This window comes from Pseudomonas shiyinii (assembly GCF_056725765.1).
On record NZ_CM161522.1, the window covers coordinates 2,509,652 to 2,524,035 of the forward strand.

At 64.5% G+C, this 14,384-nt stretch carries 8 protein-coding genes; all 8 read right to left on the bottom strand.

All coding sequences use genetic code 11. The features are described from left to right. Positions 1-157 precede the first annotated feature (157 nt). Positions 158-1,654, bottom strand: a complete 1,497-nt coding sequence (locus ACXHGZ_RS11375; RefSeq protein ID WP_480463907.1) for an efflux transporter outer membrane subunit — start codon at positions 1,652-1,654, stop codon at positions 158-160. Continuing rightward, the gene (locus ACXHGZ_RS11380) at positions 1,651-4,758 is read right to left on the bottom strand and encodes an efflux RND transporter permease subunit (protein ID WP_480463909.1); all 3,108 of its coding nucleotides are present in this window, start codon (positions 4,756-4,758) and stop codon (positions 1,651-1,653) included. Before ACXHGZ_RS11380 ends, ACXHGZ_RS11375 begins: the two co-directional genes overlap by 4 nt. After that, positions 4,755-7,853 (bottom strand): MdtB/MuxB family multidrug efflux RND transporter permease subunit, encoded by a 3,099-nt coding sequence (locus ACXHGZ_RS11385; protein ID WP_480463911.1) that lies wholly within the window; start codon positions 7,851-7,853, stop codon positions 4,755-4,757. Before ACXHGZ_RS11385 ends, ACXHGZ_RS11380 begins: the two co-directional genes overlap by 4 nt. Continuing rightward, complete coding sequence (locus tag ACXHGZ_RS11390) at positions 7,850-9,139, bottom strand: MdtA/MuxA family multidrug efflux RND transporter periplasmic adaptor subunit (protein WP_480463912.1); 1,290 nt, start codon at positions 9,137-9,139, stop codon at positions 7,850-7,852. The genes ACXHGZ_RS11385 and ACXHGZ_RS11390 overlap by 4 nt, the downstream gene beginning before the upstream one ends. A 264-nt stretch (positions 9,140-9,403) precedes the next feature. Next, on the bottom strand, positions 9,404-9,904 hold the full coding sequence (gene tpx / locus ACXHGZ_RS11395; RefSeq protein ID WP_480463914.1) for a thiol peroxidase: 501 nt from the start codon (positions 9,902-9,904) through the stop codon (positions 9,404-9,406). A gap of 161 nt (positions 9,905-10,065) precedes the next feature. Continuing rightward, positions 10,066-11,355, bottom strand: a complete 1,290-nt coding sequence (locus ACXHGZ_RS11400) for a serine/threonine transporter (RefSeq protein WP_480463915.1) — start codon at positions 11,353-11,355, stop codon at positions 10,066-10,068. Positions 11,356-11,559: 204 nt separating this feature from the next. Next, complete coding sequence (locus ACXHGZ_RS11405; protein ID WP_480463917.1) at positions 11,560-12,441, bottom strand: LysR family transcriptional regulator; 882 nt, start codon at positions 12,439-12,441, stop codon at positions 11,560-11,562. A 75-nt stretch (positions 12,442-12,516) separates the two neighbouring features. Continuing rightward, complete coding sequence (ggt, locus tag ACXHGZ_RS11410) at positions 12,517-14,325, bottom strand: gamma-glutamyltransferase (RefSeq protein WP_480463919.1); 1,809 nt, start codon at positions 14,323-14,325, stop codon at positions 12,517-12,519. Between the last annotated feature and the right edge of the window lie 59 nt (positions 14,326-14,384).

The following is a 14,384-nucleotide window of genomic DNA, read 5'->3' on the forward strand; positions in this document are numbered from 1 at the left end:
ATATGGAAAAGCTTAGAGCCACACCTCCCTTGCCATAACCAGCAACACTACGAGGTCATTAATTATTTATATTCATGTATCCTGCCTATTCATTTCAATCAGTATGAAATGAAGACGACATTTATTAACTGCTGAAGTATCTGCCTTGCCACCGCCATCAGCGCCCTTGACCAGCCTCGGCCAGGGCCTGCTTGGCATCCCAGCCTCCCCCCAGCGCGGCGATCAGCTGTACGCTGGCAATCAACCTGCCCTGCAGCAAGCTAAGCACGCTGCGCTCATTGCTCAGCGCGGTGGTCTGCACATTGACCACATCCAGGTAGCTGATCAGGCCGGCGCGATACTGGTTCTCGGTCAGGCGCAACGATTCGCGGGCCGCCTCCAGCGCCTCCTGGCGTACCACCGCTTCGTCGCCGTATACCTTCAGCTGTACCAGGTAGTTTTCCACTTCCTTGAACCCATCGAGCACGGTTTGACGGTACTGGGCCACGGTTTGGTCGTATACCGCGACGGTGCGGTCGACCTCGGCACTGCGCCTGCCGGCGTCGAACAGCGTCATGGCCAGCGAGGGGCCCACCGACCAATAACGGTTGGGCAGCTCGATCCAATTGCTGAAACTGCTGCTGGAATAGCCACCGCTCATGCTCAGGCTCAGGTCCGGGAAATAGGCCGCGCGGGCCACGCCGATGTTGGCGTTGGCGGCCATCACGTTGCGCTCGGCCGCTGCGATGTCGGGGCGGCGTTCCAGTAATTGCGAAGGCAGCGACAGTGGAATCTGCGGCAATGCCGGAATGGCCTTGCTGTCGGCCAGGGCAAAGTCCGCCGGCGCCTTGCCCAGCAAAACGGCAATGGCATTCTCGTACTGGGCACGCTGCCAGGCCAGGTCGATGAGGTCCGCCTGGGTGCTCTTGAGCTGGGTTCGCGCCTGGGCGACGGCGTCAGGCCCGACGACACCTGCCCGGTACTGGTTCTGGTTCATCCGCAACGAGCGCTCGTAGGCCGCCACGGTGGCTTCCAGCAGGCGCTTGTGTTCATCGATGACACGCAACTGCAGGTAGTTCTGCACCAGTTCCGATTGCAGGCTCAGGCGAATACCAGCCAGGTCCGCCAGGCTCGCCTCGGCACTGGCCTCGTTGGCATTCAAGGTTTCGCGCAGCTTGCCCCACAGGTCGATCTCCCAACTCACGCCAAGCTGGGCATTGTAGGTGTTGCGAATACCGCTGCTGTTGTTGGACAAGCTCGAGCTGCTGCTGCCGGTGCCCTGGGCCGAACGGGTCTTGCCCACCGACAGGTCGAGGCTGGGGAACAGCGCGCCCCGGCTGCTGCGCACCAGAGCCTGGGCTTGGCGGTACTGGGCTTCGTACTGGGCAACGGTCTGGTTGCTGCGGTTGAGCTCATCGACCAGCGCGTTCAGCCCGCTGTCACCGTAGATTTCCCACCAAGCCCCTCGGGCGATGGCGTCGGAGGGGTTGGCCTGGGTCCAGCCTTCGGCCTGCTTGAACTGTGCCGGGGTCGCAAGCGCTGGGCGGTGATAGTCCGGGCTCAAGGTACAGGCACTGAGCAGTGCTGCGCACAGGCCAGCGCCGACCAGGCGCGAGCCGCGCCCGCGGGTCAGCCTCTGCAGGGCGCGGTGAAGTGGGGTCTGGGCGAAATTCATAGCGGGGTATCCAGTGCAGCGTCGGTGCGCACGCCGCGCCAACGGTTGAAACGGTGGCGCAGGCGGTCGAGGTACAAATAGACCACCGGCGTGGTGTAGAGGGTCAGGACCTGGCTGAATACCAGGCCACCGATGATGGTCAGGCCCAAGGGCTGGCGCATTTCGGCACCCTCGGCACGGCTGAGCAGCAACGGAAGCGCGCCGAGAATGGCCGCCAGGGTGGTCATCAGGATCGGGCGCAGGCGCAGCAGGCACGCCCGACGGATGGACTCCTCCGGGCTCAGGCCATCATGGCGCTCCAGCTGCAAGGCCAGGTCGATCATCAGAATGGCATTCTTCTTCACCACCCCGATCAGCAGGAACAGCCCCAGCAGCGAGATCAAGCTGAACTCGCCACCCGTGGCATACAGTGCGAGCAAGGCGCCGACACCGGCCGACGGCAAGGTGGAGAGGATGGTCAGTGGATGGATATAGCTCTCGTAGAGGATTCCCAGCACCAGGTACACCAGCACCAGGGCGCCGAGGATCATCAGTGGCTGGCCCTGGGTGGTCTTGGCGAACACGTCGGCCGTACCACCGAGCTTGGCAATCACTTCTTCCGGCAGGCCGAGCGTGGCCACCGCGCGCTCCACCGCCGCCATCGCCTGGTCCGGGCTGTAGCCTTCGGCAACGTCGAAGGCAATGTTCTCGGAGGCGAACTGGCCCTCATGGCTGACGCGGTCATTGGCCAGGCTGTTCTCGTAATGGGCGAAGGTGGACAGCGGCACGCGGGCACCATCGGCAGTGATCACCTGCACCTGTTCCAGGGTCTTGGGGTCCCAGGCATACCTGGGGTTGATCTCCAGCACCACCTGGTACTGGTTGAGGCTGTCGTAGATGGTCGAAATCTGCCGCTGGCTGTAGGCATTGTTCAGCACTGTGGTGACCATGTCCATGTCGATACCCAGGCGCTTGGCCTGGTCGCGATCGACCACCAGCGTCACCTGCTGGGTGCCGGCGCCATCACGGGCATCGATGGCGGTCAGTTGCGGCAAGGCGCGCAAGGCAGCGACCACCTTCGGGAACCATTCGCGCAGTGCCGCCAGGTCACCGCTCTGCAGGGTATAGAGGTACTGCGAAGTGGACTGGTCGCGCCCGGCGCTGCCCAACTGCAGGTCCTGGTCAGCCATCAGGAACAAACGCCCGCCGGGCACCTTGGGCATTTCCTTGCGCAGGCGCTCGATCACCTGCTGGGCCGACAGCTTGCGCTCGGCGATCGGCTTGAGGCGTACCAGCACGAAGGCATTGTTGGTGCCGCTGTTGCCACCGATGAAGCCGGCCACGCTCTGCACCGCAGGGTCTGCCAGCAGGGCCCGGCGATAGATTTCCATCTTCGGCTGCATCACGCTGAACGACAGGCCATCGTCGCCCCGGATGAAGCCCTGCAGTTGACCGGTGTCCTGCTGCGGCATGAGGGTCTTGGGCACCACCACGTACAAGGCGATATTGACGCCGATGGTCACCAGCAGGCTAAGCAGGGTCAGGCGCTTGTGCCGCAGGGCCCAGCCCAGGCTGCGGTCATAGACCACAACCATGCGTTGGTGCACGCGGTCGCTCCACTGCTGCAGGCGGTTCTGCTCCTGGGCGTGGGGCTTGAGCCAGCGCGAGCACAGCATTGGCGTCAGCGTCAACGACACCAGCAGCGAAACCAGGATGGCGGCTGCCAGGGTGATGGAAAACTCCAGGAACAAGCCGCGGACGATGCCCCCCATGAACAGGATCGAGACGAACACCGCCACCAGCGAGACGTTCATCGACAGCAGCGTGAACCCCACCTCCTTGGCCCCCAGGAACGCCGCACGCATGGGCGGCTGGCCCTCTTCGATGTGCCGGGAGATGTTCTCCAGCACGACGATGGCATCGTCGACCACCAGGCCCGTGGCGAGAATCAGCGCCATCAGCGACAAGTTGTTCAGGGAAAAGCCGCACAGGTACATGACCGCAAAGGTGCCGACCAGCGACACCGGCACGGCCAGGCTGGGGATCAGCGACGCACGCAGGTTACCCAGGAACAGGTAGACCACCAGAATCACCAGCACCACAGCGATCAGCAAGGTGTGCTCGGCTTCCTTGAGGGTGGCCTTGATCACCGGCGAGCGGTCCATGGCCACGTCCAGCTTGACGCTGGCCGGCAGCAGCGACTGCAAGGCGGGCAGCTGGGTCTTGATCTGCTCGACCGTCTGGATGATGTTGGCGCCGGACTGGCGGTTGACCACCAGCAGCACGGCGCTCTGGTCATTGAAGAAGCCGCTGTTGTAGCGGTTCTCCACGCCATCGGTGATGGTGGCCACATCGGACAGGCGCAGGATCGAACCGTCCTGCTGACGGATCACCACCGGCTTGTAGTCGTCGGCTTTTTCCAGCTGGTCGTTGGCCCGCACCTGCCAGTTGCGCTCGGCGTCCTCGACGAACCCCATGGGCCGGCGCTGGTTGGCGTTTGCCACCGCCGTGCGCACCTCGTCCAGTGACAGGCCGTACTGGTTGAGCAACTGTGGCTCCACGGCGATGCGCACCGCCGGCAGCGAACTGCCGCCGATCTGCACTTCCCCCACCCCACTGACCTGGGACAGGCTCTGGGCCAGGATGGTATCGGCCAGGTCGTACAGCTGGCCTTTCTGCAGCACATCGGAGGTCAGCGACAGCACCATGATCGGCGCCTGCGACGGGTTGATCTTGCGGTAGGTAGGCATGCTGCGCATGCCGCTGGGCAAGAGGTTGCGCGTGGCATTGATCGCCGCCTGCACCTCGCGCGCCGCACCATCGATATCGCGGCCCATCTCGAAGCCGATGATCACGCGGGTCGAGCCCTGGTTGGAGCTGCTGGTCAGCGTGGTGACGCCGGCGATACTGCCCAGCTTGCGCTCCAGCGGCGTGGCCACCGTCGCGGCCATGACTTCGGGGCTGGCGCCCGGCAGGTTGGCCTGCACCACGATCACCGGGAAATCCATTTGCGGCAAAGGCGACACCGGTAGCAGGCCGAAGCTCACGCCACCGAGCAGCATGATCGCCAGGCTCAGCAGCATGGTCGCCACCGGCCGGCGGATGAAAGGCCCGGAGAGATTCATGCCTCGGCCTGCTGCGTGTCGGTGGCCGGGCGCCAGCGGCGAGCCAGGCGGTCGAAGTACAGGTAGATGACCGGCGTGGTGAACAGCGTCAACACCTGGCTGACCAGCAGGCCGCCGACCATCACCAGCCCCAGCGGCTGGCGCAGCTCGGCGCCGGAGCCGGTGGCGAGCATCAGCGGCACAGCACCGAACAATGCAGCCAGGGTGGTCATCAGGATCGGCCGGAAGCGCAGCAGCGCAGCCTGGTAGATCGCCTCGCGTGGGGACATGCCCTGGTGGCGCTCGGCCTCCAGGGCGAAGTCGATCATCATGATGGCGTTCTTCTTGACGATGCCGATCAGCAGGATGATGCCGATGATGGCGATCATGCCCAGGTCATTGCCGCTCAACAGCAAGGCCAGCAACGCACCGACCGCCGCCGACGGCAATGTCGAGAGGATGGTCACCGGATGAATGTAGCTCTCGTAGAGCACGCCCAACACGATGTACATGGTCACCACCGCCGCCAGGATCAGCAGCAAGGTGCTCGACAACGAGGCCTGGAACGCTTCGGCGGCGCCCTGGAAGCGCGTCTGCACGCCCAGCGGCATGCCGATCTGCTGCTGCACCTGCTCGATGACCTTGACCGCCTCGCCCAGGGAGGCGCCTTGGGCCAGGTTGAACGACATCATCACCGCTGGGAACTGGCCGATATGGGAAATCGCCAGCTGCGCCTGGCGCTGCTCGATGCGGGCGAGCGCCGAGAGACGCACCTGGCCCCCGTCGCTGGCCTTGACGTGGATCGACTCCAGCGCCTGCGGGCCGATGCTCGAGGCGGTCTGCGACTGCAGCACCACGCGGTACTGGCTGGCCTGGGTGTAGATGGTGGAGATCTGCCGCTGGCCGAACGCGTCGTACAAGGCATTGGTGATCTGCGACACGCTGATGCCCAGGCGGCTGGCCATGTCACGGTCGATCACCAGGTATACCTGCAGGCCCTTGTCCTGCAGATCGCTGGCCACGTCCTGGAGTTCGGGACGTTGCTGCAGAGCCTGGACCAGCTTGCCGCTCCATTCGGCGAGCAGATCGGCGTCCGGGGACGACAGGCTGAACTGGTACTGGGTACGGCTGACCCGGTCCTCGATGCTCAGGTCCTGCACCGGCTGCATGAACAGGCGAATGCCCACCAGCGTGTCGAGCTGCGGTTGCAGGCGCTCGATCACCTCGCTGGCGGTGACATCGCGCTCGCCGTGGGGCTTGAGGTTGATCAGCAGGCGGCCGCTGTTGAGGGTGGCGTTGTCGCCGTCCACGCCGATATAGGACGACAGGCTCTGCACAGCCGGGTCCTGCAGGATCACCTTGCTCAGGGCCTGCTGGCGTTCGCTCATGGCGGCGAACGAGGTGGATTGCGGTGCTTCGGAAATGCCCTGGATCACCCCGGTGTCCTGCACCGGGAAGAAACCCTTGGGCACGATGATGTAGAGGAACACCGTCAGCGCCAGGCTGGCGACAGCGACCAGCAAGGTCAGCGGCTGGTGCTTGAGGACCCACTGCAGGCCACGGCCATAGCGCTCGATCAGCCAGTCGATCCAGGCGCCGCTGGCACGGTAGAAGCGCCCCTGTTCCTCTTCCTTGGGCTCGCGCTTGAGCAGGCGTGCGCACATCATCGGCGTGAGGGTCAGCGACACCACCAGGGAGATCAGGATCGCCACCGCCAGGGTGATGGCGAACTCGCGGAACAGGCGGCCGACCACATCGGCCATGAACAGCAGCGGGATCAGCACCGCGATCAACGAGAAGGTCAGCGAAACCAAGGTGAAGCCGATCTGCCGAGCGCCCTTGAGCGCCGCCTGCATCGGCGTCTCGCCCTCCTCGATGTGCCGCGAGATGTTCTCCAGCATGACGATGGCGTCATCCACCACGAAGCCGGTGGCGATGGTCAGGGCCATCAGGGTCAGGTTGTTGACCGAGAAGCCGGCCAGGTACATCACGCCGAAGGTACCGATCAGCGACAGCGGCACGGCGATCGACGGGATGATGGTGGCGCTGAAGCGGCGCAGGAAGACGAAGGTGACCATGACCACCAGGGCGATGGCGATCAGCAGTTCGTGCTGCACATCCTTGACCGCGGCACGGATGGTCTGGGTACGGTCGGTCAGGACCATCACGTCCAGGCCGGCCGGCAGGTTGTCGGTGATCGACGGCAGCATGGCCTTGATCAGGTCGACCACTTCAATGACGTTGGCCCCGGGCTGGCGCTGGATGTTCAGCAGCACCGCCTGGTTCTCGTTGGCCCAGGCCGCCAGGCGCTCGTTCTCGGCGCCATCGACGATCTCGGCGACATCCTTCAGGCGCAGCGGTGCCCCATTGTTGTAGGCCAGGATCAGGTTGGCGTATTCCTCAGGCGAGCGCAGCTGGTCGTTGGCGTCGAGCATCGATACACGGGTCGGGCCATCGAAGTTGCCCTTGGGCTGGTTGACGTTGGATGCCCCGATCAGGGTGCGCACATCCTCGAGGTTCAGGCCGTTGGCCGCCAGGGCGTCGACGTTGACCTTGATGCGCACCGCCTGGCGCTGGCCACCGGCGATGCTGACCATGCCAACGCCGCTGATCTGCGCCAGCTTCTGCGCCACACGGGTATCGACCAGGTCGTTGAGCTTGGGCAGCGGCATGGTTTTGGAAGCAATGGCCAGGGTCAGCACCGGGGTGTCGGCCGGGTTGACCTTGTTGTACACCGGCGGCGCTGGCAGGTCGCTGGGCAGCAGGTTGGTGGCGGCGTTGATCGCAGCCTGTACCTGCTGTTCGGCGACGTCCATGTTCATGTCGAGGTTGAAGCGCAGGGTCAGTACCGAGGCGCCACCGGAGCTGGTCGAGGCCATCTGGGTCAGGCCGGGCATCTGGCCGAACTGGCGTTCCAGCGGAGCGGTGACCGCACTGGTCATGACCTGTGGGCTGGCGCCGGGGTACAGGGTCATGACGCGGATGGTCGGGTAGTCGACTTGGGGCAGCGCCGAGACCGGCAGCAGCTTGTAGGCGATCAGGCCGGCCAGGACGATGGCCAGCATGCTCAGCGTGGTGGCGACCGGCCGCAGGATGAACAGGCGCGAGAGGTTCATGCGCCGGCCTTGCCCGATTCACCGGCCTGGGCCGAGCCCTTGGCATCCTGGCCCTGCAGGTGTTGGCCGGGGGTGGTCGGTACTTGCGAGCTGTCTTCCACCACTTCGACCTTGCTGCCTTCGCGCAGGCGGTCGGTGCCTTCGAGCACCAGGCGATCGCCTGCGGCCAAGCCTTCCAGGATCACGCTCTGCTCACCATCGCTGGCGCCGACCTTGACCTTGCGGATAGTGACTTTGCTTTCGGCGTTGACCACGTAGGCGAAGGTACCGTCATTGCCGAACTGGATCGTCGCGGCCGGAGCCAGCACCACCTGCTTGAGCGTGTCGGCCAGCAGGCGCACATTGACGAACTGGTTGGGGAACAGCGCCTGGTCCTGGTTATCGAACCGGGCCTTGAACTTCAGGGTACCGGTGGTTGTATCGATCTGGTTGTCGAGGCTGCCCAGCACACCGGTGGACTGCAGTTTGCTGTCTGCGCGGTCCCACGCCTCGACCGGCAGGCTGGCACCGCTGCGGTAGCGCGCGAGTACCGTGGAGAGTTCGGTTTCCGGCAGGGTGAAGGCGACACTGATCGGCTCGGTCTGGGTGATGACCACCAGGGCAGTGGTGTCGTTGGCTGCCACCAGGTTGCCCAGGTCGAGCTGGCGCAGGCCGACGCGACCGCTGATCGGGGCGCGGATCTGGGTGAAGTCCAGGTTCAGGCGAGCGTCGGCGACCGCGGCCTGGTTGGTCTTGACCAGCCCCTGGAACTGCGCCACCTGGGCCTCGGCGGTGTCGAGGGTCTGCTTGGCGATGCTGTCCTCGGCGTACAGGCCTTTGTAGCGCGCCAGGTCGACCTGGGCATTCTTCAATTGGGCCTGGTTCTGCGCCAGGGTGCCTTCGGCCTGTTGCAAGGCGATGCGGTACGGGCGTGGGTCGATCTCGGCCAGCAGATCACCGGCCTTGACCTGCTGCCCCTCCTTGAAGTGGATCTTGACCAGCTCACCGGCCACACGGCTGCGTACGTTGACGGTGTTGGTCGCGGTAACGGTACCCAAGGCCTTGTAGTACAGCGGGAAGTCACCGACATGCACCGGCGCCACACGCACCGGCACCGGATCACTGGAGGCGCCAAAGCCTGGGCGCCCGCCCATTCCCATGCCCATGCCCTTCCCCGGCCGGCCGCTGGGCTGGGCCTGGTGGGGCGGCGTCGCGGGCCACAGCCACCAGGCCAGCAAGGCCACCAGCAGCAGGATCAGCAGGCCGAAGAGCCAGCGACGAGGGGAACGAGAGACGGAAGCTTGCATGGGTTGAACGAACCTTGTTCGGTGATAACGACTTGGGGAGATTGAACGATAAGCACTGACTCGGTGTTAGCAAAGCACCTTTACCAGGCATTTACCTTCGCCTTACGTTGCCAAGATGCTGAACTTTAAATGAAAACGGCCTGGAAATCGTTCCAGGCCGTCATGTTGATCTCGTAGGGCTCCGTGGGAGCGGCGGCCCGACCTGCCCCGCGATCAAGGGCAAAGCCCAGAGTCAACGATGGGGCGCGAAGCGCCCCGGTACGCTTACTTCAGGACAGCCAGCGCCGCGTCGTAGTTCGGCTCGTCGGCGATCTCGCCCACCAGCTCGCTGTGCAGGACCTTGTCGTTCTCGTCCAGCACCACCACCGCGCGGGCAGCCAGGCCAGCCAGCGGGCCGTCGGCGATGGCCACGCCGTAGTTCTCCAGGAACTCGCGACCACGCAGGGTCGACAGGTTCTGCACGTTCTCCAGGCCTTCGGCACCGCAGAAACGGGCCTGGGCGAACGGCAGGTCGGCGGAGATGCACAGCACCACGGTGTTGGCGAGGTCGTTGGCCTGGGCATTGAACTTGCGCACGGACGTCGCGCAGGTCGGGGTGTCGACGCTTGGGAAGATGTTCAGCACCTTGCGCTTGCCGGCGTAGTCCTTCAGCGACTTGTCGGCCAGGCCTTCACCGACCAGGGAGAAAGCCGGTGCCTGAGCGCCCGCCTGTGGCAGGTTGCCGTTGACCTTGACTGGGTTGCCTTTGAGGGTCACTTGAGCCATGACGAAATCCTTGTACGCGGTTTGAAAAGGAGCCTGAGTTAAGCATGAAGGCGCTCAGGTGCCTATCGGAAAAGTTAAATTGTTCTATTTCCTGGCTTTTTTTGTGGACAAAAAAATACCCAGGCAGCAACAAAACTGCCTGGGCACCTTTGTTCAGCGGCTCAGCCCAGCAGGCTGCCCACCACAGAGTAGAGCACCGAAGACATGGCGATCAGGCCAAGCACCACGACGAAGACGTTGGACATCGCGCCGCTGTACTTGCGCATCGACGGCACGCGACGGATGGCGTACATCGGCATCAGGAACAGCAGCGCCGCGATGATCGGGCCGCCCAGGGACTCGATCATGCCCAGGATGCTCGGGTTCAGGGTGGCGACGACCCAGCACACCACCAGCATCAGCGCGGCGACCACGCGGTCCAGGGCCTTGGCGCCGGGGCGCAGACCAGCCTTGGCGATGATGCCCTTGAGGCCTTCGCTGGCACCGATGTAATGGCCCAGGAACGACTTGGCGATGGCGATGAAAGCAATCAGCGGCGCCGCAAAGGCAATGGCCGGGTTGCTGAAGTGGTTGGCCAGGTAAGACAGGATCGACAGGTTCTGCGCCTTGGCCTCGGCCAGCTGTGCGCTGCTGAGGGTCAGCACGCAACTGAAGACGAAGAACAGCACCATGGCCACCATCAGCAGGTGGGCACGGGCCAGGATCTGGCCACTGCGCTGGTCGGCATGCTCACCATAGCGGCGCTTCTGGTCGACCGCGAAGGCCGAAATGATCGGCGAGTGGTTGAAGGAGAACACCATCACCGGAATCGCCAGCCACAGGGTATGCAGGAAGGCCGAACCGGTCGGCAGCGTGGTGGCGCTGTCCAGGATGCCGCCGTTCCAGTGCGGCACCAGGTACAGGGCCAGCAAGGCCAGGGCAACGATGAACGGATATACCAGCAGGCTCATGACCTTGACCGTGGCCTGCTCGCCGCAACGCACGATCGCCAACAGGCCCAGGATCAGCACGAACGACAGGATCGCTCGCGGTGGCGGGGTCATGTGCAGTTGGTGCTCCATGAAGCTGCTGACGGTGTTAGTCAGGGCAACGCTATAGATCAGCAGGATCGGGAAGATGGCGAAGAAGTACAGCACGGTGATCAAGGCACCGGCCTTGAGCCCGAAGTGTTCTTCCACTACGTCGGTGATATCGCCACTGCGCCCGGAAAGGACGAAACGGGTCAGGCCACGGTGGGCGTAGTAGGTCATCGGGAAGGCCAGCACAGCCAGGATCAGCAGCGGCCAGAAACCGCCAAGGCCGGCGTTGATCGGCAGGAACAAGGTCCCGGCACCGATCGCCGTGCCAAACAGGCCCAGCATCCAGGTGGTGTCTTGTCGCGACCAGCTGCCAAGGGTAGCGGGGGTCGATTCTTCGAAGCGCTGTTCGACGCTTGGGGCCTGCTCATTCATTCCGGGTGCAACTCCACTCGCAAGACTGCAACAGGCTGAGAGTGGCGAAACACGGGGCCTCGCGCACCTCAACCGAAAAAGAGGGGCGCGATTGTGCGCTGATCGGGTTGCACTTGCATAGCCCCGCCCGAGGAGTGGTTGCACCTTTTATGTAGGAATTACCTTAAAAAATCACCACCGAGCAAACAGAGAGAGTTGCACCCATCAGATTTCATGGGCAGCGAGAAGCTCCGTGAGTACGTCGGCCAGCGCCCGCACCATGGCATCCGCAGTGGGGCGGTGCACGACCACGATCTCGTAGCTGTCCACCTCCGGCAGCCCTTGCCCTGCGCCCAGTACCCTGTGCTCGACAGTCGCCGCGCGCGGCGGCAACAGGCTGATGCCCATGCCGTCGGCCACCGCAGCCTGTATCCCGCTCAGGCTGGAGCTGGTGAAACTGATGCGCCATCGCCGCCCCATCCCCTCGATGGCGGTGATCATGTCGTCCCGGTATAGCCCCCGGGGCGGAAAGGTCACCAAGGGAATGGGGTCCAGCTCGAATGCCGGGGTCCGCACGCTGTCGATCCATTGCAGGCGCTCCGGCCAGCAGGCCACGCCCTCACGCGCATTGCGGCGCTGCTTGAGCAGCACCAGGTCCAGCTCGCCATTGTCGTAGGCCTGGCTGAGGTCGCGGCACAGCCCGCTGGTCACTTCCAGCTTGACCTCGGGGTGGCGCCGGCTGAACGCCGACAAGGCATTGGTGGTGCGCCCGCCAACGAAATCCTCGGGGACCCCGAGGCGTACGGTCACGCCCACCATGGCACCGGCCAGGGCTTCGAGCATCTGGTCATTGAGCGCGAGCATGTGGCGGGCATAACCGAGCAGCGTCTGCCCCGCATCGGTGGGCAGCACGTCGCGGTTGCCTCGCACCAGCAGACGATGGCCGACCATGTCTTCCAGCCGGCGCACCTTCTGGCTGATGGTGGACTGGGTCGAGTGCAGGCGTGTCGCGGCGGTGGTGAAACTGCCGCAGTCAGCCACCACGACAATGGCACGCAACAAGTCCAGGTCGAAAAGAGCCCTATTCGATTTAACGCTGATAGACATGGAACTATTCAACTTTTGAATGGCAGGCTCGACTTCTAGCACGCCTGCCCATGGCGGGCAACAGCACCCAAGGAATCAGTCGCCCAGCGCCACCCCTTCGCGGCGCGGGTCGGCGCCGGCCGACCAGCCATCAGCCGTGCGTTGGATGACCTGGGTACCGCTGGTCATCGTCATGGGCGTTACCTCATGGCCCAGCGTCTGGAGCGCATGCACCAACTTCGGGCTGACCAGGCCCGCCTCCACTTCGGTGCCGACATTGCGGCTGCCGAAATTGGGCAGATTGATGGCCTGCTGAGGGTCGAGCTGCCAATCCAGCAGCCCGATCAGCGCCTTGTTCACGTAGCCGATGATCTGCGAGCCACCGGGCGAGCCGAGGCTGGCCACCAGCTCACCGCTCTGGCGGGAAAACACCAACATCGGCGACATGGACGACAGCGGCCGTTTGCCCGCCTCGACGCGGTTGGCGACCAACCGGCCACCTTCGCTCGGCACGAAGGAGAAATCGGTGAGGTGATTGTTCAGGACGAACCCTTTGACGAACAGGTGCGAGCCGAACGCGGCTTCCACCGAGGTGGTCATGGCGACGGCCCCGCCCTGCTCGTCGACCGCCGAGACATGGGACGTGGCGACGCGCAACGGCGAGCGGTCCGGGGCCAGCGACAGGTCGGCGCCAGGTGGGGACCCGGCCTGCGCGTGCTTCATGCTCAGCGCACCGATCAGCCTGGCGCGTTCGGCCAGGTAGGCCTTGTCGAGCAGGCCCTGGGTATTGACCGGGACATAGTCACTGTCGCCCAGGTACTGGGCGCGATCGGCATAGGCCAGACGTTCGGCCTCGGCAATCAGGTGAACCGCCGTGGGCGTCGGCTCCAGGCCCGCCAGGGACGGTACCGGCACGGGCGGCATGCGTGCGAGGTCCAGCCGGGGCGTCGCCGTTTGCAGCGCTTCGAGAATGCCCAGTGTCTGCAGCACGGCAACCGCACCGGAAGACGGCGGCGGCATGCCGCAGATACGCCAGGCCTTGTAGGGGCCACACAAGGCGGTGCGGGGCTTGGCCCGGTACTGGCGCAGGTCCTCGAGTGACAAGACACCCGGGTTGGCGTGACCACGCACGGCGGCCACCATCGCCTCGGCAACCTCTCCGGTGTAGAACCCATCCGGGCCCTGTTCGGCGATCAGTTCCAGGGTCTGGGCAAGCTCGGGGTTTTTCAGCAGTGCGCCAACCGCCAGAGGCTTGCCCTGGGCATCGAGGAAATAGCGAGCCATGCTCGGCGAACCGGCAATGAAGGCGTCGGAGGCCAGCAATGTATGCAGGCGGCTGGAAACCGGGAAGCCCTCGCGCGCCAATTCGATGGCAGGCGCGAAGAGGTCGCGCCACGGCAACCTGCCATGCTGCTCATGGGCCAGTTTCAGCGCCCGCAGCACGCCAGGCACCGCGACCGAGCGACCGCCGATCTGGGCATCCCTGAAGGCCATGGGTGTGCCGTCCGGCTTGAGGAACAGGTCTGGAGTGACACCGCTGGGGGCGCTTTCGCGACCATCGAAGGCCTGCACGCTCCGGCCGTCCCAATACAGAATGAACGCCCCACCGCCAATGCCGCTGGACTGCGGCTCGACCAAGGTGAGCACCGCCTGCATGGCGATTGCCGCATCGATGGCGCTGCCACCGGCACGCAACATGGCTCGCCCCGCCTCGCTGGCCAGCGGGTTGGCTGCAGCGGCCATATGGCGGCTGGCCTGAGTGGGTACCAGGCCTGCACGATAGCCGGACGCAAGTTCCGGTGCAGGTGGCAGGGAAGGCGGCCCTGCCCGCCCGCCCCAGCCGCAACTGGTCAGGGCCAGGAGGCAGCAGAGAGCAAGCGGCAGTGTGTGCGAAGGCCTTTTCAAGCGTGACGTCCTGTAATCGAGGGGCAACACGTGCCAAAAACAGCGATTTTAGCCGAACC

Bases quoted from the DNA above. Each gene is read 5' to 3' on its own strand.
- ACXHGZ_RS11375 (WP_480463907.1), bottom strand. From the start codon at position 1,654: ATGAATTTCGCCCAGACCCCACTTCACCGCGCCCTGCAGAGGCTGACC.
- ACXHGZ_RS11380 (WP_480463909.1), bottom strand. From the start codon at position 4,758: ATGAATCTCTCCGGGCCTTTCATCCGCCGGCCGGTGGCGACCATGCTG.
- ACXHGZ_RS11385 (WP_480463911.1), bottom strand. From the start codon at position 7,853: ATGAACCTCTCGCGCCTGTTCATCCTGCGGCCGGTCGCCACCACGCTG.
- ACXHGZ_RS11390 (WP_480463912.1), bottom strand. From the start codon at position 9,139: ATGCAAGCTTCCGTCTCTCGTTCCCCTCGTCGCTGGCTCTTCGGCCTG.
- tpx (WP_480463914.1), bottom strand. From the start codon at position 9,904: ATGGCTCAAGTGACCCTCAAAGGCAACCCAGTCAAGGTCAACGGCAAC.
- ACXHGZ_RS11400 (WP_480463915.1), bottom strand. From the start codon at position 11,355: ATGAATGAGCAGGCCCCAAGCGTCGAACAGCGCTTCGAAGAATCGACC.
- ACXHGZ_RS11405 (WP_480463917.1), bottom strand. From the start codon at position 12,441: ATGTCTATCAGCGTTAAATCGAATAGGGCTCTTTTCGACCTGGACTTG.